At 71.8% G+C, this 18,848-nt stretch carries 14 protein-coding genes and 1 pseudogene; 6 read left to right on the forward strand and 9 right to left on the reverse strand.

Annotated features, from left to right (window positions below; translation table 11 throughout):
* Positions 1-14: 14 nt before the first annotated feature.
* Both ACZ4MF_RS31110 and ACZ4MF_RS31115 read right to left on the reverse strand, forming a co-directional pair.
* Positions 15-1,376: a rhodanese-like domain-containing protein gene (locus ACZ4MF_RS31110; RefSeq protein WP_467495344.1), complete on the reverse strand. Its 1,362-nt coding sequence runs from the start codon at positions 1,374-1,376 to the stop codon at positions 15-17.
* A 77-nt stretch (positions 1,377-1,453) separates the two neighbouring features.
* Positions 1,454-2,269: a GntR family transcriptional regulator gene (locus tag ACZ4MF_RS31115; RefSeq protein ID WP_467495346.1), complete on the reverse strand. Its 816-nt coding sequence runs from the start codon at positions 2,267-2,269 to the stop codon at positions 1,454-1,456.
* Between the two features lie 109 nt (positions 2,270-2,378).
* On the opposite strand from ACZ4MF_RS31115, the gene ACZ4MF_RS31120 reads away from it, so the two are divergent.
* The gene (locus tag ACZ4MF_RS31120; RefSeq protein ID WP_467495348.1) at positions 2,379-3,584 is read left to right on the forward strand and encodes an NAD(P)/FAD-dependent oxidoreductase; all 1,206 of its coding nucleotides are present in this window, start codon (positions 2,379-2,381) and stop codon (positions 3,582-3,584) included.
* A 22-nt stretch (positions 3,585-3,606) separates the two neighbouring features.
* On the opposite strand, the pseudogene ACZ4MF_RS31125 reads toward ACZ4MF_RS31120, so the two are convergent.
* Both ACZ4MF_RS31125 and ACZ4MF_RS31130 read right to left on the reverse strand, forming a co-directional pair.
* Positions 3,607-4,489, reverse strand: a pseudogene (locus ACZ4MF_RS31125) (LLM class flavin-dependent oxidoreductase).
* Positions 4,490-4,516: 27 nt separating this feature from the next.
* Complete coding sequence (locus ACZ4MF_RS31130; protein WP_467495350.1) at positions 4,517-5,539, reverse strand: aldo/keto reductase; 1,023 nt, start codon at positions 5,537-5,539, stop codon at positions 4,517-4,519.
* A 170-nt stretch (positions 5,540-5,709) separates the two neighbouring features.
* Between ACZ4MF_RS31130 and ACZ4MF_RS31135 the strand changes: the two genes are divergently transcribed.
* Positions 5,710-6,348, forward strand: coding sequence for a TetR/AcrR family transcriptional regulator (locus ACZ4MF_RS31135; RefSeq protein WP_467495352.1), 639 nt, complete (start codon positions 5,710-5,712; stop codon positions 6,346-6,348).
* Here the strand turns inward: ACZ4MF_RS31135 and ACZ4MF_RS31140 are convergent.
* From ACZ4MF_RS31140 to ACZ4MF_RS31155, 4 genes are read right to left on the reverse strand one after another with little or no spacing between them, the layout of a single operon-like run.
* Positions 6,339-6,797: a MaoC family dehydratase gene (locus ACZ4MF_RS31140; protein ID WP_467495354.1), complete on the reverse strand. Its 459-nt coding sequence runs from the start codon at positions 6,795-6,797 to the stop codon at positions 6,339-6,341. The two genes, ACZ4MF_RS31135 and ACZ4MF_RS31140, sit on opposite strands and share 10 nt — an antisense overlap.
* 32 nt (positions 6,798-6,829) lie before the next feature.
* Positions 6,830-8,353, reverse strand: a complete 1,524-nt coding sequence (locus tag ACZ4MF_RS31145) for an acyl-CoA synthetase (protein ID WP_467495356.1) — start codon at positions 8,351-8,353, stop codon at positions 6,830-6,832.
* Positions 8,354-8,363: 10 nt separating this feature from the next.
* Complete coding sequence (locus ACZ4MF_RS31150) at positions 8,364-9,260, reverse strand: amidohydrolase family protein (protein ID WP_467495358.1); 897 nt, start codon at positions 9,258-9,260, stop codon at positions 8,364-8,366.
* A gap of 1 nt (position 9,261) precedes the next feature.
* Positions 9,262-10,173 carry an SDR family oxidoreductase gene (locus ACZ4MF_RS31155; RefSeq protein ID WP_467495360.1) on the reverse strand — a complete coding sequence of 304 codons (912 nt, stop codon included), beginning with the start codon at positions 10,171-10,173 and terminating at the stop codon, positions 9,262-9,264.
* Between the two features lie 170 nt (positions 10,174-10,343).
* Between ACZ4MF_RS31155 and ACZ4MF_RS31160 the strand changes: the two genes are divergently transcribed.
* The 3 genes from ACZ4MF_RS31160 (at position 10,344) to ACZ4MF_RS31170 (ending at position 13,760) form a co-directional block, all read left to right on the forward strand.
* Positions 10,344-10,832: a MarR family winged helix-turn-helix transcriptional regulator gene (locus ACZ4MF_RS31160; RefSeq protein ID WP_467495362.1), complete on the forward strand. Its 489-nt coding sequence runs from the start codon at positions 10,344-10,346 to the stop codon at positions 10,830-10,832.
* 192 nt (positions 10,833-11,024) lie between these two features.
* On the forward strand, positions 11,025-12,014 hold the full coding sequence (locus ACZ4MF_RS31165) for a trypsin-like serine peptidase (RefSeq protein ID WP_467495364.1): 990 nt from the start codon (positions 11,025-11,027) through the stop codon (positions 12,012-12,014).
* A 99-nt stretch (positions 12,015-12,113) separates the two neighbouring features.
* A complete protein-coding gene (locus ACZ4MF_RS31170) occupies positions 12,114-13,760 on the forward strand; it encodes an APC family permease (protein WP_467495366.1) in 1,647 nt (548 codons plus the stop codon).
* Positions 13,761-13,773: 13 nt separating this feature from the next.
* Here ACZ4MF_RS31170 and ACZ4MF_RS31175 read toward each other — a convergent pair whose 3' ends face one another.
* Positions 13,774-15,621: an arabinofuranosidase catalytic domain-containing protein gene (locus ACZ4MF_RS31175; RefSeq protein WP_467495368.1), complete on the reverse strand. Its 1,848-nt coding sequence runs from the start codon at positions 15,619-15,621 to the stop codon at positions 13,774-13,776.
* A 213-nt stretch (positions 15,622-15,834) separates the two neighbouring features.
* Here ACZ4MF_RS31175 and ACZ4MF_RS31180 point away from each other — a divergent pair, with 213 nt between their 5' ends.
* The gene (locus ACZ4MF_RS31180) at positions 15,835-18,774 is read left to right on the forward strand and encodes a lectin (protein WP_467495370.1); all 2,940 of its coding nucleotides are present in this window, start codon (positions 15,835-15,837) and stop codon (positions 18,772-18,774) included.
* Positions 18,775-18,848 lie beyond the last annotated feature (74 nt).

Below are 18,848 nucleotides of genomic sequence, written 5' to 3' on the forward strand. Positions count from 1 at the left end.
GATGTCGGGCGGGCTCAGGCGGTGCGGAGGGGGAGCCCGCTCGCCCCGGCCGTGTCGAAGGTGTCGTCGACGGCGACGACGGCACGGCCTGCCGCGTCGAGCAGCGAGGCGGCGATGGCGGCGCGCACGCCGCCCGCGCAGTGCACCCAGACCTCGCCGGCCGGCACCTCGCCGAGGCGGCGGTGCAGGGTGTGCAGCGGGATGTGCACCGAGCCCTCGATGAATCCGGCGGCCCGCTCCCGGGCACGGCGGACATCCAGTACGAGCGTGCCCTCGGCCGGGTGCCGTGCGGCGAGGTCCGCGAAGCGGGCGCGGGGGAAGGCGGCCAGGGCCTCGCCGTCGGTCGTCCAGGCGGACGGGTCTCCGGTGGCGGCGGCGGCCGGGCGGTCGATGCCGACGCGCACCAACTCGCGCTGGGCGCCAGCCAGTTGCTCGGGCGACTCCGCCAGGAGTGTGACCGGCCTGCCCCAGGGGATCAACCAGGCCAGATAGGTGGCCAGTTGGCCCTCGGCCTCGAAGTTGTAGGCGCCGGCGACATGCCCTTCGGCGAACGCGACGCGGTTGCGCAGGTCGACCACCCACTCCCCGGCGGCCAGCCGTGCCGCGATCTCCCCGGCGTCGGCGACGGCGGGCGGGGTGAGGTCGACGGGTGCCGGTCCGGCGGAGTTGGCGGGGCCCATGTGCGCGTAGTACGCGGGGACGTCGTCGAGTCCCGCGAGCATGCGGGGGACGAAGGTGTCGGCGTCCTCGGTGAGTGCCTCGTTGGACGCCTTCTCCTTGCCGATGGTGGTCTCGCTCCCGTCGGCCCGTCCGGCGGAGCAGAAGCTGCCGAATCCGTGCGTCGGCAACACGGCGGTGGTGTCGGGCAGTTCGGCGGCGAGGCGGTGGGCGGAGGCGTGCTGGGCGCGGGCCAGGTGTTCGGTGAGGCGGGGTTCGACCAGGTCGGGGCGGCCGACGGTGCCGATCAGCAGCGAGCCTCCCGTGAACACCGCGACCGCCGTGCCGCGTTCCTCCAGGACGTAGGCGGTGTGGTGCGGGGTGTGTCCGGGGGTCGCGAGGGCACGCAGAGCGAGGTCCGCGTCGAGGACCGTGCGGTCGCCGTCGTGCACGGGTACGCGCGCGAAGGACACACCGGCCCCGGCGGGTACGAGGTAGGCGGCGCCGGTGAGCCGGGCGAGTGCCAGGCCCCCGGTGACGTAGTCGTTGTGGAGGTGGGTCTCGACCACATGGGAGATCCGCACGCCCCTGCGGGCCGCGGCCTCCAGCACCCGGTCGGCGTCGCGCGGCGGGTCGACGGCCACGGCCGTGCGCCGGCCGCCCGCCAGATAGCTGCGGTTGCCGAGCCCGGCCACCTCGATCGTGTCGACGAAGAACATGTCAGGCATTCCCTCCACGCGGACCCACCGTCAACTGGTGTGCGGCGACGGCTGATTCGCCGCGCGGCTCCGTTCCGTCACCGCACGGCATCGAGTCGCCGTCCGCTCCGGGCCGGACGGGTGAACCGGGATCCCGCGGGGTCGAGGCGGTAGCCGGCCCGGGCGTCGAACTGCGCGAGGACGCTGAAGCGGTCGGCGCGGATCAGCGTGGTGCGCCACTCGACGGTGCGTCCCTGGGTGCGGCCGAGCCGCTGGATGGAGAACGCGGCCACGCCCTCGGGAAGGCCGAGCAGCCGTCGCTCGGCGGGAGTCGGGACGAGCGCGTGGATGCGCTCCTCGCCGCCGACGAGCCTGATGCCGCACCGCTCGGCGAGCTCGTCGTAGAGCCCCGTGTGACCGAAGTCGGCGTCGAGCAGCGCGCGGGCGTCCGCGGCGAGCAGCCACACCTTGTCGTGGGCCAGTGGTTCCCCGTCGGCGAGGCGGATGCGCTCCAGATACAGCAGAGGCGTGGACTCCTCCATGCCCAGCCGTACCGCCACATGGGCGTCGGCGCGGACGTCGAGGGTGCGGACGATGCTGCGCTGTTCGAGCCCGGCCGCCTCCACGGAGGCGAACAGGCTGTAGAGGGCGCCGAGGGGCTGCTCGATGCCGGCCTCGCCCACCGGTCGCTGCCGTCGCCCTCGCGCGGCGGTGACCAGGCCTTCCTCCCGCAGCTCGCGCAGCGCCGCGCGAATGGTGTGCCGGCTCACCCCGTACCGCGCGGCCAGTTCGTTCTCACCGGGGAAGGAGTCGACGAACTCCCCCTGCGCCAGACGGCCCCGCAGGTCGTCCCGCACATGCCGCCACAGCGGAGTCCCGCCCCGGCCCGCCGAGGCAGTGGGGTCCTCACCCATGCCGCTCACCACCCATGCCCTTCACCCTCGATCACCGTTCTTGTGTACGTATATTTGGAAAGTTAATGTACGTACATTAACTCGAACGGACGCACGAGGGAAGGCGCACATGACGATCGACGCTCACCACAGGGTCCTGATCGTGGGCGGCGGAAGCGCCGGCATCAGCGTCGCTGCCCGTTTGCGGCGCGGCGGTGTCGACGGCATCGGTCTGGTCGAGCCGTCGGCGACGCACTACTACCAGCCGCTGTGGACGCTGGTCGGCGGAGGCCGGGCCGGCGCCCGGACCAGCGCCCGCCCGCAGCGGTCCGTGCTGCCGCGAAACGTCTCCTGGATCCGCGGCCGCGTGGAGAGCGTCGACCCCGGGCAGCGGACGGTCGGTACCTCCGACGGCAGGACCCTCGGCTACGACCGGCTCGTCGTCTGCCCCGGCATCCAGCTCGACTGGGACCGGGTGCCCGGGATGGCCGAGGCCGTCACCACACCGCACACCTCCAGCAACTACACATACGAACTGGCTCCCAAGACCTGGGAGTTGATTCGCTCGATGCGCTCGGGCACCGCCGTGTTCACCATGCCGGCGGGCCCGATCAAGTGCGGCGGAGCCCCACAGAAGATCGCCTACCTCGCCGCGGACCACTGGCGCGAGCAGGGGGTCCTGAAGGACATACGGGTGGTGCTCGTGCTGCCCACGCCGGGCATGTTCGGGGTTCCCGTGTTCGCGAGGGAACTGGAACGGGTCGCGGCCCGCTACGGCATCGAGGTGCGCACGAACAGCGAACTGACCGAGGTGGATCCGGACGGCCGCGCCGCCGTCGTCGTCGACCACGCGTCCGGCGCCAAGGACTCGATCCGCTTCGACATGTTGCACCTGGTGCCGCCGCAGTCGGCGCCCGACTGGCTCAAGGCGACGCCGCTGGCCGATCCGGCCGATCCCGCCGGGTACGTGGAGATCGACAGGCACACCCTGCGCCATGTGCGCCACCCCGAGATCTTCGCCCTCGGTGACGCCGGCTCCTCGCCCAACTCCAAGACCGGGGCCGCGATCCGCAAGCAGGCGCCGGTCGTCGCGCGCAACGTCGCCGCGAGCCTGGCGGGCGCGGGCGCGCTGCCCGCGTCGTACGACGGATACTCGTCCTGCCCGATCACCACGTCACGGCACAGCATGCTGCTCGCCGAGTTCGACTACACGCTGCGGCCCCGTCGCACCTTCCCCCTCCTCGACACGACCCGCGAGCGCCGGGACATGTGGTACCTCAAGCGGTACGGCCTGCCGTTCCTCTACTGGAACCTGATGCTGCGCGGCCTCGCCTGACTTTCGGTCCGCCTGCCCTGCCCTACGCGAGCGTCTCGGCGCCGATGACCTCGTGGGTGACCCACCGGGCGACACCCGCCGGGTACGGCGCCGGCAGGCCGAGGACGATGTGCCGGAAGCCGGCGTCGAGGGCCTCGGCGACGGCGTCGCGGGTGGTGTCGGGGCGGTCGTAGGAGACGGGCAGGTGCATCGAGCGGGTGATCGTGGCCGGGTCGCGGCCGATCTCGGCGCACGCGCGGTCCAGCAGGGCGCTGCGCCGGACGGCGTCGGCGATGTCTCCACCGGGGATGTTCCAGGCGTCGGCGTGCTCGGCGACCACGCGGAGGGTCGCGGCCGAGCGGCCGCCGACGAGGATCGGCGGATGGGGGCGCTGGACCGGCTTGGGGTTGGCGAAGGCTCCGGTGAGCCGGTGGTGGGTGCCGTGGAAGTACGAAGGGTGCGGGCTCGGTCCACAGGCGGCGGATCACCGCACAGGCCTCGGCGAGGCTTTCGACGGCGTCCGCCGTGTCCTGGAAGGGCAGGCCGTGTGCCGGATACTCGCGCCGGGCCTCGGGCGGGTTCGGCCGTGAGCCGACGCCGATGCCGAAGTCGAGCCGTCCGCCGGAGACGACGTCGACCGTCGTGGCGATCTTGGCCAGCATCGCGGGCGGCCGGAAGCGGTTGCTGGTCACCAGGAGGCCGAGCCGCAGCCGCCGCGTCTGCGCGGCCAGGGCGGCGAGCAGGGTCCAGCCTTCGAGGACCGGGCCGTCCGGGTCGCCGGCGATCGGCATGAGGTGGTCGAACAGCCAGGCGTGCTCGATCTCGGGGATGGCGTCCGCCTCGCGCCAGACCCGCAGGACGTCGTCGTACGTCACCTGCATCGGCGCGGTCATGATCCCGAAGCGGGGTCGGGGGGTGGGTGTCATGAGTGTGCCTCTTCGGTCGTCTGCGGGTCAGCGGCGCCGGCGCAGGGCCGGGTCGAGCAGCGCGGGCGGGGTGTCGGACTTCTCGTCCGGGGCCAGGTCGGTACCGGGGGCGACGATCGCGTCGACGGCGTCGAGCACGTCGGGCGGCAACACGGTGTCGGCGGCGACGAGTTGGGCGTGCAGGTGGTCCAGGGTGCGGGGGCCGACGAGGGCGCTGGTCACGGCGGGGTGCGCGGTGACGAAGCCGAGGGCGAGCTGGATCAGGGTCAGACCGGCCTCGTCGGCGACCTTCACCAGCTTCTCGACGGCCTCCAGCCTGGCCCGGTTGGCGGGGATCGTGGTGTCGAAGCGCCGGGGCAGGAAGGTCGCGCGGTGGGTGCTGACGTCCCGGCCCGCGCGGACGGCGCCCGACAGCCAGCCCGAGGCCAGCGGGCTCCAGACCAGCACCCCGAGCCCGTACTCCGCGGCCGCCGGCAGCACATGGGCCTCGATGCCGCGCTGGAGGACGGAATAGCTGGGCTGTTCGGTGACGTAACGGCTCAGGTGATGGTCGCGGGCGGCCCACTGGGCCTGCACGATGCGGTACGCCGGGAAGGTCGAGGAGCCGAAGTAGCGGATCTTTCCCGCCCGTTGCAGGTCGGTCAGGGCCGACAGCGTCTCCTCGTCGCTGGTGTCCGGGTCCCAGCGGTGGATCTGGTAGAGGTCGACGTGGTCCACGCCGAGCCGGCGCAGGCTGTTGTCCAGCGCGGTGACCAGCCAGCGGCGCGAGCCGCCCCGGTGGTTGCGCTCGTCGCCCATCGGCAGGGCCGCCTTCGTGGCCAGCACGATGTCGTCACGGCGGCCGGCGAGGGCCTTGCCGACCATCTCCTCCGACTCTCCGGCGCTGTACACGTCGGCGGTGTCGATGACGTTGATCCCGGCATCGAGGGCGGCGTCGACGAGGGCGGTGGCCTCGTCCTGGGTGGTGCGCCCCATCGTGCCGAAGTTCATCGCGCCGAGTGCGAGGGTGCTGACCTGTACGCCGGTGCGGCCCAGGGTGCGGTACTGCATGACCGTTCTCCTCAACAGGGAGGGTGCCGGGCGGCAGGGCACGACTTGGCTGCCGGCCGCCGCTCTGACACCATGAGCAAACGGAACCGTGTTCCGGTAATGACGATACGGAACACGGTTCCGCTTAGCAAGGCGAGCAGGCGCACAGGCCGCAGCGGAGGAGCGACGCGATGAATGACGGCAGCCACGAGGACGCGGAACGCGGGACGCCGTCCCCGCGCGCGGAGGACGCCCGGCGCACGGGCACCCAGCGCAAGGACGCCCGGCGCAACAAGGAGACGTTGCTCGACGCGGCGGCGCAGGTGTTCGTCACCTCGGGCGTGGACGCGCCGGTCCGTGACATCGCGGCGCGGGCCGGGGTCGGGCTCGGCACGATCTACCGGCACTTCCCGACCCGCGCGGAGCTCATCATCGCCGTCTACCGGCACCAGGTGGAGAGCCTCGCCGAGGCCGGTCCGCGCCTGCTGGCGGCCGCCGGGAGTCCGCATGCCGCGCTCGGCCGCTGGATCGACCTCTTCGTGGACTTCCTGGTCACCAAGCACGGCCTCGCCGCCGTCCTTCAGTCCGACAACACCGGCTTCGAGGCGCTGCACTCCTACTTCCTCGACCGCCTCCTGCCGGTCTGCGCCGAACTGCTCGACGCCGCGGCCGCGGCCGGCGAGATCCGGCCGGGCCTGACGGCCTACCAACTCATGCGCGGCGTCGGCAACCTCTGCGTCGGCGCGGAGAGCGACACGCGCTACGACGCCCGCCGTCTGGTCGCACTCCTGGTCGCGGGCCTGCGCGGCGACGCCGCGCGTCAGGCGTAGTGCCGGTAGACCGCCTGCGCCACGCACACCGGCTTGGGGCTGCCCTCGGCCTCGACGGTGAAGGTCAGCAGCATCTGGACGCCGTCGCCCTTGACCTCCGCCACGGAGTCGACGACGCCGTGCAGCCGGATCTTCGCGCCGACCGGCACCGGGCCGGGGAAACGGACCTTCTCCAGGCCGTAGTTGACGCTCATCGAGATGCCGGTGATGCGCAGCAGGTCACCGAAGAGCGGGATGATCAGGGAGAGGGTGAGATAGCCGTGGGCGATGGGTCCGCCGAAGGGGCCCGTCTTGGCCCGCTCCGGGTCGGTGTGGATCCACTGGTGGTCGCCGGTCGCGTCGGCGAAGGTGTCGACGCGCTCCTGGGTGATCTCCAGCCAGTCGGTACGGCCGAGGTCATGGCCGGCGAGGGCGAGGAGTTCTTCGAGACCGCGTGCTTCGGTGGGCATGGGGGTGCTGCCTTTCCTGGGTACTGGTCGGATCAGGACTGGGCGTAGGACGCCCGGACGGCGGCCTTGACGATCTTTCCCGAGGCCGTACGGGGCAGAGCCTCGGCGAGGGTCACCGTCTGCGGGATCTTGTACTTGGCCAGCAGGGTCCGTGCGTGGGCGAGGATCTCGTCGGCGTCGGCGCGGGCTCCGGGGTCCAGGACCAGGACCGCGTGACCGACCTCGCCCCAGACCTCGTGCGGCACACCGATGACCGCGCACTCGCGGACGGCGGGGTGCGTCAGCAGGGCGGCCTCCACCTCGGCCGGGTACACGTTCTCGCCGCCCGAGACGAACATGTCCTTGACCCGGTCGACGATGTAGGCATATCCGTCGTCGTCGGTGCGTGCCACGTCACCGGTGCGCAGCCAGCCGTCGTCGGTGAGGGCGGCCGCGGTGTCCTGCGGGCGGTTCCAGTAACCGGCCATGACGTTCGGGCCGTTGACGAGGATCTCGCCCCGCTCCCCCGGCCGCGCCGCACGGCCGTCGGGGAGCACCACGCGCGCGTCGGTGAAGAAGTGCGGCACACCCGCGGAGCCCGCCTTCGCCGAGGTCTGCTCACGGTCCAGGAAGAGGACTCCGGGGGACGCCTCGGTCATCCCGTAGCCCTGGCTGAAGGCCAGCCCGCGCGCGAGGTAGGTGTCGATGGTGCGGGCGGGCACCGGCGCGCCGCCGCAGCTGAGGGTGCGCAGGCTGGACAGGTCCGTCGTCGTCCACCGGGGGCGTGCGGCCAGGGCGTCGTACATCGTGGGCACCCCGAACAGGTATGTCACGCGCCGGCGCTCGACCACCTCCAGCACCCGCTCGGGGTCGAAGGCGCCCATCAGGACGACCCGGCCGCCCTTGAGGAGGGTGGGCAGACACGTCATGTTCAGCGCGGCGGTGTGGAACAGCGGGGCGACGACCAGGGTGACCTCGTCGCCGGCCAGGTCGCAGTCGACAAGGACGTTGACGCTGTTCCAGGTGATGTTGGCGTGGGTCAGGACGGCGCCCTTGGGACGGCCGGTGGTCCCCGAGGTGTACATGATCATGCAGGGGTCGTCCGGGGCCACGGCCTCGTCCAGCGGGTCGGCCGCGGCGCCGGCGAGCAGGTCGTCGTACCCGAGGGCGCCGGGAGCGGCCGGGCCGAGGGTGATGCGGTGGCGTACCCCGGTGTCCGCGGCCGCCGTGGCGGCCGTGTCGCCGAGCTCGGGGTCGTGCACCAGGACCGTGCTTCCGGAGTCGGTGAGCTGGTACGCCAACTCCGCTGCCGCGAGGCGGGTGTTGAGAGGGACGAAGACCGCGCCGAGCACGCCTGCCGCGAACAGTGTCTCCAGGTGGGCGGGGCGGTTGCGGCCCAGGTGGGCGACGCGGTCGCCGCGCGCGACCCCGAGGGAGCGCAGCGCGTGGGCGAGGCGCAGGACCCGTTGGTGCAGCGCCTGGTAGGTGATCTCGTCGTCCTCGTGGACGATCGCGATCCGGTCCGGGGTCTTGCGGGCCCGGCGGGCGGGCCAGGAGCCGATGCCTCGGTTCAACACGGCGTCTCCCTCAGTCCTTGAGCAGGCCGAGCAGGCGGGCGGCGTTCTCCTTGAGGATCCTGGGCCTGACCTCGGGCCTGATGTCAAGGGCGGCGAAGTCGGCGAGCCACCGGTCGGGCGTGATCACGGGGTAGTCGGAGCCGAAGAGCACCTTGTCCTTCAGCAGGGTGTTCGCGTAGCGCACCAGCTGCGGCGGGAAGTACTTCGGCGACCAGCCCGACAGGTCGATGTAGACGTACGGTTTGTGCGTGGCGACCGCCAGTGCCTCGTCCTGCCAGGGGAACGACGGGTGCGCGAGGATGATCCGCAGCTCGGGGAAGTCCACGGCGACGTCGTCGACGAGCATCGGGTCGGAGTGCTTCAGCCGGATGCCGCCGCCACCGGGGACGCCGGCGCCGATGCCGGTCTGGCCGGTGTGGAACAGGGCCGGTACGCCGAGTTCCTCGATGGCCTCGTACAGCGGGTAGGCCATCCGGTCGTCGGGCGAGAAGCCCTGGAGGCTGGGGTGGAACTTGAAGCCGCGCACCCCGTACTCCGTCACCAGGCGCCGGGCCTCCCGTACTCCGGCGCGGCCCTTGTGCGGGTCGACGCTCGCGAACGGGACGAGGACGTCGGCGTGGGCGGCGCAGCTCTCGGCGACCTCCTCGTTGGCGATGCGGGGACGGCCGGTGGCGTGCTCGGCGTCGACGGTGAACACCACGGCGGCCATGCGGCGTTCACGGTAGTGGGCGGCCATCTCCTCGATGGTGGGCTGCCGGTGGCCGTGCGCCTTGAAGTACGCGGCCGAGGCACCGAGGAGTTCGGGGCTGAGCGAGGCGTGACCGTCCTTGGACACCTCGGCGTGGGTGTGGACGTCGATGGCGGTCAGCGCACCGACATCGATCGTCGCACGGTGCCTGTCACCCATGTCATGCCTCCGGTACCTGGGGAGCGGGGATGCCGTAGGTCTCGGGCTCGGCGCCCACGCCGGCGTGCCAGCGCTCGGCGATGGCGTCGGCGCTCCAGCCGCCGTCGGCGAAGTCGACGGACTTCTCCCGGGGGTGGGCCCACAGGGCCAGCCGGTCGCCGCCGATGCCGATGGCCTGCCCGGTGACGTCCTCGGCGGCGTCCGACGCGAGGTAGGTGATCAGGCTCGCGACGTCCTCGACGGTGCCGAGGCCCTCGTCCCGGCGCAGCCAGGCGGGCAGGGGGGCGCCGGTGCGCTCGGACTCCTCGATGAGCGGTGCGAAGGCGGGGATGGTCTTGGTCATCTCGGTGGCCGCGACGGGGACGACGGCGTTGACGGTGATCCGGGAACGGGCCAGCTCCAGGGCCCAGGTGCGGGCCATCGCGACGATGCCGGCCTTGGCGGCGGCGTAGTTGGTCTGGCCGAAGTTGCCGCGCTGGCCGGCCGGGGAGGAGATGAGGACGATACGGCCGCCGGTGCCCTGCTCGCGCATGCGCACCGCGGCGGCGCGCGCGCAGGTGAAGGTGCCGCGCAGATGCACCGTGACGACGGCGTCGAAGTCGTCGTCCGTCATCTTCCACAGCACCCGGTCGCGGAGGATGCCGGCGTTGGTGACGAGGACGTCGAGCCGCCCGAACTCCGTCACGGCGGTCTCGACGAGCCGCTCGGCCGCCTCACTGTCCCCCACCGCCGCTACGACGCCAACGGCGGTGCCGCCCGCGGCGGTGATGCCGTCCACGGCGGCGTCGACGGCGCCGGGGTCGAGGTCGTTGACGACGACGCGGGCTCCGGCCGCGGCGAGGGCCCGGGCGTAGGCCAGACCGAGCCCGCGGCCGCTGCCGGTGACGACGGCGACCTTGCCGTGCAGATCCATGAATGCGCCTCTTCCTTGGGAACGGTCGGCCTTCCCGGAGTCCGGCCGAATGATCGACAGGAATCCTGTTGGTTGCACCAGTGTTCTCTTCCGACAGGAATCCTGTCAATGGCTTAGGCTGGCCGCTGCGACTCGGATCGGCATCGGGGAAGGCACCGGAAAGGCACGGCATGACGCGACCGACGAAACCCGCGACGGCACAAGGCACGGGGCAGGCGGGCCCCCGGGAGGCGGGCCCTGCCGAGGCGAGCCCGTCCCTCCTCTACCTGCTCAAGCGCACCGAACTCGTGGTCCGTGCCCGGCTGGAGGAACTGGTCAGGCCGGCAGGCATCACCGCGCTGCAGTACACCGCCCTCACCGTGCTGGAGCGGCACGACGGAGTCTCCGCCGCCCGGTTGGCCCGGGACTCCTTCGTCACGGCCCAGTCCATGGCCGACATGGTCCGCGCCCTGGAGGCCCGCGATCTGATCCGCCGTGAGCCGAATCCCCGCAATCGCCGGGAGAAGGTCATCCTCCTCACCGAGTCGGGCCGCGACCTCCTGAGCGGCTACGCCGAACCGGCCCGCGAACTCGAACACCGCATGCTCCAGGACCTGACGCCGCAGGAGGTCACCCACTTCCGCGAGGCCCTCAAGAGCGCACACCGGGCGCTGTCGTGACCGTCCGAGCCCGGCCCGTCGCCGGACGAGCCTGAGCGGCTTCACGCCCCGTACACCCGGACGGTCGACGGAAGTTGACGGCCCGCCGGCCGGTCGACACCCGGCCTAGCCGGATTCGGCCGTGCACGCTGTGACGCGCGGGGCCGCGGGCTTATGGTGAGCCGTCACCTGCGGCCGCCCTGAGGGGAACTGATGTTGCTCGGGACCAGATTCGTCCGTTACGCCACCGGCTGCGCGGCAGCCCTGCTGATCAGTGCCGGACTCACCACGACGGCATCCGCCGACAGCACCACGGCCGGTCCCAACCCGGTCGCCGAACAGCTCGACGCCTACTGGACCCCGGCCCGGATGGCCGCCGCCCTGCCCGCCGACGTCCTCAAGGGCGCCGAGGGCGGTGCGGCGGCGCACACCGCGTCCCCCGCGGTGGACGGGCCGCAGCCGGGCGAGTACATCCCGCCGAGCCGGAGCTTCGACGGCATCCCGCAGGCGGGCACCTTCTTCTGGACCGACGCCACCGGGACCGGCCGCACCTGCAGCGGCTCGGTCGTGCGCAGTCCCGGGCGCGACCTCGTGCTGAGCGCCGGACACTGTCTGAAGGGGTACGCCGGCACCTCGCCGAAGCGGCACCTGGCCTTCGTCCCGCAGTACCACGACACACAAAAACCCTTCGGGGTCTTCCCGGTGCGCACCAACGGCGTCTATGTGTCGCAGGAGTACTACGACCTGGGCGAGCACGCCGGGGCCGCGTACGACTTCGCCTTCGCCGTCACCGAGCCCAACGAGGACGGAACCCTGCTCCAGGACGCGGTCGGCGGCGTACGGCTGCTCACCGGGACCGGCTACTACCACGCCCCGGTGCGGATGATCGGCTACCCGGCGGGAGCCGAGAAGCCGCTGCAGTGCTGGAGCTGGACGACCCGGTGGGACAGCGACGATCCGGCCGACCCGGGCACCTTCCCGCGCATCGCCTGCGACGCCTTCGTGGGCGGGACCAGCGGCGGCCCCATGCTGCTTCCCCTGCCGGACGGCTGGGCCGTCATCGGCGTGATCGGCGGCTATCACACGGGCGGCAACACGCCCCAGGTCTCCTACAGCGCCTACTTCGGCACCGCCACCCGGGCCCTGTACGACGCGGCGGTCAGCGGTGCCGCGCCGGCGGGCCCGCGACCCACCACCGGCTGAGCCCCGCCTCCCCGGAAAGTGCCTGCGCGGCCACGGCCAAAAGCCCGTCACCGTGGCACGATGGTGATGATATTCACCCTATATGAGGGGGTGCGCGCCATGGCCGTGTCCGATGCGACGCCTGGTCCGAAGAACCAGCGGCCCGGGCTGCGGCGCGAGATCGGGTTCGTCGGGCTGATCTGGGCCTCGGAGGGCTCGATCATCGGATCGGGCTGGCTGTTCGGCGCACAGGGGGCGTTGGCGGCGGCCGGACCGGCGGCGATCATCTCGTGGGCCATCGGCGGTGTCGCGATCCTGATCCTGGCGCTGGTGCACGCGGAGCTGGGCGGCATGTACCCGGTGTCGGGCGGCACCGCCCGCTTCCCGCACTACGCGTTCGGCGGCGCCGCCGGGGCCTCCTTCGGCTGGTTCTCCTGGCTCCAGGCGGCCACGGTGGCGCCGATCGAGGTGCTGGCGATGATCACCTACGCCCAGCACTACTCCTGGGCGAGCGGCTGGGAGAAGGTCAGCAGCGGCGAGCACGTCCTCACCCCGCCCGGTATCGCCATCGCGGTCGGGCTGATGGCCGTCATCACGGCGATCAACTTCCTCAGCATCCGGCTGCTGGCCCGCACCAACAGCGCGGCGACGTGGTGGAAGGTCGGCATCCCTCTGCTGACCATCTTCGTGTTCGCCGTCGCCCAGTTCCACACCGCCAACTTCACCGCGGCCGACGGCTTCGACCCGTACGGCGCCAAGGGCATCCTGTCCGCCGTCTCCACCAGCGGCATCATCTTCGCGCTGCTGGGTTTCGAGCAGGCCGACCAGCTCGCCGGCGAGAGCGCCAACCCCAAGCGGGACATCCCGCGTGCCGTGATCGGCTCGATCATCCTCGGCATCCTCATCTACGTCGGACTCCAGGTCGTGTTCCTCGCCGCGCTGCCCGCCTCCCAGATCGGCGGCCACTGGGCCACTTCGGCGTTCACCGCCCTGAGCGGGCCGTTCGCCCAGGTCGCCACGCTCATCAGCCTCGGCTGGCTGGCCGCGGTCCTGTATCTGGACGCCGTGATCTCCCCCGCCGGCACGGGTCTGATCTACATCACCGGCTCCTCCCGGGTCTCCTACGGCCTGAGCCGCAACGGCTACGTGCCCTCCGCCTTCGAGGCCACCGACCGGCGCGGTGTCCCCTGGGTCGGACTGATCGCCGCGTTCGTGACCGGCTGCGTCTGCTTCCTGCCGTTCCCCAGCTGGCGTTCCCTCGTCGGACTCATCACCAGCGCGAGCGTGCTGATGTACGCCGGCGCGCCGCTGTCCTTCGGGGTGTTCCGCAACCGGCTGCCGCAGGCCCACCGCCCGTACCGGCTGGCGGGCGGCAGCTGGATGTCACCTCTGGCGTTCATCGTCGCCAACCTGCTGATCCTGTGGTCGGGTTGGACCACCGACTGGAAGCTGGGTGTCGCCATCCTCCTCGGCTACGTCATCCTGGTCGCCAACCGTGTGTTCAGGATGAACCCCATCACGCCCCAACTGGACCTGCGCGCCGCCCAGTGGCTGCCGGTCTACCTGGTCGGGATGGGTCTCATCGTCTACCTCAGCGACTTCGGACCGCTCAAGCACCCCTGGTTCCCGCTGTGGTGGGACATCGGTGTGACCGCCGCCTTCAGCCTCGTCGTCTACTACTGGGCGCTGGCGGTGGCCCTGCCGGCCGAGCAGATCCAGCACATGATCGACCAGGTCGTTGTCCCGGAGGAAGAGGAGATCCGCTGACCCCGGCCCGGCCTCACCCCAACCGGAACTTCTGGGCCGCCGAGCCGTTGCAGTCCCAGATCCGCAGCCGGGTGCCGTTCGCCGTCGCCCCGTCCGGCGCGTCCAGACACCGCCCCGACTGAGGGTTCAGCAACGAACCGTCCGCCTGCTGCACCCACTTCTGCCCACCCACCCCGTCACAGTCCCACAACTCCACCTGCGTCCCGGCAGCCGTCCCGTCGCCATTGATATCCAGGCAGCGGCCGATGGTGGCGAGGCTGCCGTCGGCGCGGTGGGTCCAGTGCTGGTCCTCGGCCCAGGACTGGCAGCCCCAGAGCTGAACGGCCGTGCCGTCGGTGCCGGTGTCGTCGCCGGCCACGTCGACGCAGGTGCCGCCCGGGCCCGCGACGGGGGCTCCCCCGTCGACCGAGAACTTCTGGGCCGCCGAGCCGTTGCAGTCCCAGATCCGCAGCCGGGTGCCGTTCGCCGTCGCCCCGTCCGGCGCGTCCAGACACCGCCCCGACTGAGGGTTCAGCAACGAACCGTCCGCCTGCTGCACCCACTTCTGCCCACCCACCCCGTCACAGTCCCACAACTCCACCTGCGTCCCGGCAGCCGTCCCGTCGCCATTGATATCCAGGCAGCGGCCGATGGTGGCGAGGCTGCCGTCGGCGCGGTGGGTCCAGTGCTGGTCCTCGGCCCAGGACTGGCAGCCCCAGAGCTGGACGGCCGTGCCGTCGGTGCCGGTGTCGTCGCCGGCCACGTCGACGCAGGTGCCGCCCGGGCCGGTGATGGTGCCCTGGGGGCCGTTGGGGACGTTCGTCTCGCCCGCGTAGCCGACGGAGACGATGTTCGCCTGGACCGCGTTCTCGGCGGCGTCGCTCGGGTAGCCGGCGACCATCACGCCCTCGAAGAAGGTGCCCATGTTCCAGTTGCTGTTGTCGCCGCCCGTGCCGAGGATGATCCCGCCCTCCTGGTGCATGGGCTGATAGCCGCCGCGGGTGGGCAGGGCGCCGTCCCACCACGTCGTCAGCCCGCCCGCCTGTGCGTCGCCGCCCTTGAGCGCGTACCGGGTCTGCCCGTCGTTCTTCAGCACCGCGGTGACGTAGGTGCTGCCGTTGCCCCGGTTGGCGGTGTCGGAGCCGTTGTCGCCCTGGAACATGCCGTTCTCCAGGTCGGCCTCGACCCAGGGGCCGGAGCCGGTGCACGGTGCGAAGTAGCAGGTGGTCGCGAGGCTCACCGCGTCCATGTGGCCGTTGCCGGTGTCGGCCGGGGTGCTCTCGGCGTTGCCGTAGTCGAAGCAGCACGCGGAGCCCACGTGGGTGCCGCTGGCCACCATGTAGGCGCCCTCCGGCCGGCCGTCGGCCGCGACGCCGGAGGCGGCCCCGGTGGAGCGGTAGCCGACTCCCGGTGAGATCCACACGCCGTACACCTTGTGGCCGCCGGCGGTGACGGCGATCTCGGCGGCGTCCGCGCCCCGGTCCGCGCCCATCCCTGAGGTGCCCGCCGGACCCGGCGTCAGGTCGTTGTGGCGTGCGGTCTGGTCGTAGATCCGCGTGACGGCACACGTGGTGTCGGCGCAGAACCGGTCCTGCTGCGCGGCGTCGGCATAACCGCCCGGCGCCAGCAGGCCGATGTCGGCGCCGGCGCCGTCGGAGGCGCGGGCGACCCGGTACAGCGGGCCGTCGTAGGCGGAGAAGAGGGCGCGCACGGTACTGTGCGCGGCGACGCAGGGCGTACCGGCGCCGCCGTAGATGTCGCACGGCAGTTGGGCGCCTGCTGCCCGCGAGGTGCCGGGCAGGCCGAGCACGGCGCCCAGGAGGAGCGCGACGACGGCCAGGAACGACGCGAGCGGTCTCGGTCCTCTGCGGTTTCCGCGCATGCTGGGCTCCTCCCTGCGACGGCCGTTGCGGAAGCTACGCACGCCGATGACCCGCGTCAAGATTTGTTGCCTTTTGCCTTATGAGAAGCTCTGGGATTGAGTCAATGTGTGTGCTGGCCACGCGACATGACGCCACGTCACTCGCGCGTCCTTGACAGCGGGGGCGGAAAGCGCCAGCTTTCGGGACAACGTTGTCGAAGGGACACGGTCACGATGACTCGATCCACCCGACTCAGAGCACACGGCAGAACTCGCCTGTTCCCGGCCCGCGTTCTGCCGCCCTTCCGACTCCCGTCCGTACTGGCCGTCGGCGCCCTCGTGGTCGGCGTCGCCGCAGCTCCCGCGCACGCCGCCGCGGGCGCGGCCCGGCTGGTCGCCGACCCCGCCTCCCTCGTGAACCCCTTCATCGGGACCTCGAACGCCGCGGACGACTTCCCCGGCGCCGACACCCCGTTCGGGATGGTCCAGTGGAGCCCCGACACCCCGCACAAGCCGGACGGCGGCGGCTACGAGTACAACGACTCGGCCATCACCGGCTTCGGCCTCACGCACATCGCCGGTCCCGGGTGCCGGGCGGGCGGCGACATCCCGGTCCTGCCGACCCTCGGCACGGTGGACGCCCGCGCCACGGACAGCTTCTCGCACAGCCACGAGTCCGCCTCCCCGGGCTCGTACACGGTGTCGCTGGACAACGGCGTCAAGACGGAGCTGACCGCGACCACCCGCAGCGGCATGGCGCGCTTCACCTTCCCGGCCACCAGCCAGGCGAACCTCCTGTTCAAACTGACGAACAGTCAAAATGGTGACACCGCAGCCCAGTTCCACGTGGCGAGCAGCAAGGAGGTGCGCGGCAGCGTCACCAGCGGCAACTTCTGCGGCGAGGGCAACTCCTACACCGTCTACTTCGACATGGTCTTCGACCAGCCGTTCAAGCACAGCGGCACCGCCCCGGCCGCCGCCACGCCCACCACGCCGCGCACCGACGTCCCGGCCGGCACTCCCGAGGCGCCGAACAAGCCCGTGCTGCACGGCGTCGTCCCCGGCCCGGCCCACTCCTTCGCCGAAGCCGCGAGCGGCACCGACGGCTACGTCACGTTCGACACCTCCGCCCACCGCACCGTTCAGGCCAAGGTCGGCATCTCGTACGTGTCGGCCGCCGGCGCGGTCGGCAACCGCACGGCGGAGAACCCCGGCTGGAACTTCGCCACGGTGCGCGACGCGGCGCACACCTCCTGGAAGTCGCTCCTCGGCCGGGTGCGGATCGCGGGCGGCACGGCGGCACAGCAGACCGTCTTCTACACGGCGCTCTACCACGCCCTGCTGCACCCGAACGTCATCAGCGACACCGACCGCCACTACCCCGGCTTCGACGGCAAGCCCCACACCGTCGACAAGGGACACACCGCCGCCTACGCCAACTACTCCGGCTGGGACGTCTACCGCTCGCAGGCCCAGCTCGAAGCCCTGATCGCGCCGAAGGCCGCCTCCGACACCGCGCAGTCGATGGTCGACGACTACCGCCAGACCGGGCTGTTCCCCAAGTGGTCGGAGAACAACGGCGAGACGTACGTGATGGTCGGCGACCCCGCGGACGAGATCATCGCCGACTACTACGCCTTCGGCGCCCGCGGCTTCGACACCGCCGCCGCCCTCAACGGTCTGATCGCGGAAGCCACCACGGCCAACAACAACCGCCCCGGCCTCAACTACCTGGAGCAGACCGGCCGGTTGCCCAGCAACGGCAAGTACGGCTGCTGCAACTTCTACGGCCCCGCGTCCACCACGCTGGAGTACGACTCGGCGGACTTCGCCCTGTCCGCGCTCGCCGGAGCCCTCGGCCACGGCGCCGACCAGCAGCGGTTCGCGAACCGGGCCCAGGACTGGCAGAACCTGTTCCACTACGGCAGCGGCTTCGTCCAGCCGCGCGACGCCTCGGGCACCTGGACCTCGGGCTTCTCACCGACCTCGGGCAAGAACTTCGTCGAGGGCGACTCCTGGCAGTACACGCCGATGGTGCCGTTCAACGTGCACGGCCTGGCCACCGCCATGGGCGGCGACGCGGCGCTGGCGAAGTTCCTGGACCAGGACCTGTCCTCGCTGACCGGGGCCGGCGGCTACACCAACCTGGGCAACGAGCCCAGCCTCAACATCCCCTGGGAGTACGACTACATCGGCCGGCCGTACCGGACGCAGGCGGTGGTCCGGCAGGTCCAGGACCAGATCTGGACCGACAGCCCGTCGGGCCTGGCCGGCAACGACGACCTGGGCGAGATGAGCTCGTGGTACGTGTGGTCCGCCCTCGGCATGTACCCGGAGACCCCGGGCACCGCCGATCTGGCCCTCGGCAGCCCGCTGTTCACCCAGGCCGTGATCACCCTGCCGTCCGGCCACACCCTCACGGTCAACGGGACCGGCGCCGCCGACGACGCCCCCTACGTCCAGTCGGCCACCTGGAACGGCACGGCGTGGAACGCGGCGCACGCACCCGACGGCGCCCTCACCGGCGGCGGCACCCTCAGCTATGTGCTGGGCACCTCCGCCAACACCGCCTGGGCGTCGGACGCCTCCGCCGCGCCGCGCTCCTACCCCGGCTCGCCGTCGTACACGGACGTGGGCACCTCCGGTGACGCCGCGGCCGGCTCGGCGAACTTCGACGGCGCGGGCTTCAGCTACTCGGCACGTGCCCTGGCCGGGCAGGGTGTCACCCCGGGCGCGAAGGTCGCGGCCGGCGGGGTCACCTTCACCTGGCCGAAGGCGGCGGCCGGCGCCGCGGACAACTACGTGGCGAACGGGCAGACGGTACGGGTGTCGGGCTCCGGCGCCATCTCCTTCCTCGGCGCCGCCAACAACGGCCCGGCCTCCGGCACCGCGACCGTGACGTACACGGACGGCACGACCCAGTCGGTGCCCCTGGCCTTCTCCGACTGGACGCTGGGGGCGGGCAGCGCCTCGCCGCTCGCGGACAACACCATCGCGGTCACCACGTCCTACCGCAACCAGACCGGTACCTCGTCCGACACCACCACGACCTATGTGTTCGCCACCAAGCCGGTGGCGCTGGCCGCGGGCAAGACCGTCGCCGGCGTGCGACTGCCGTCCGACGTCGCCTCCGGCGGGCTGCACGTCTTCACGATCGGCTTCGGCACCGGCTGAGCCGAACGGAACATGCCGCCCGGTGGAGCAATGACCGGGATTCCGGGGCACGACCCGCCAGGCTGGAGGGCTGT

The organism is Streptomyces sp. NPDC025793 (assembly GCF_055558375.1).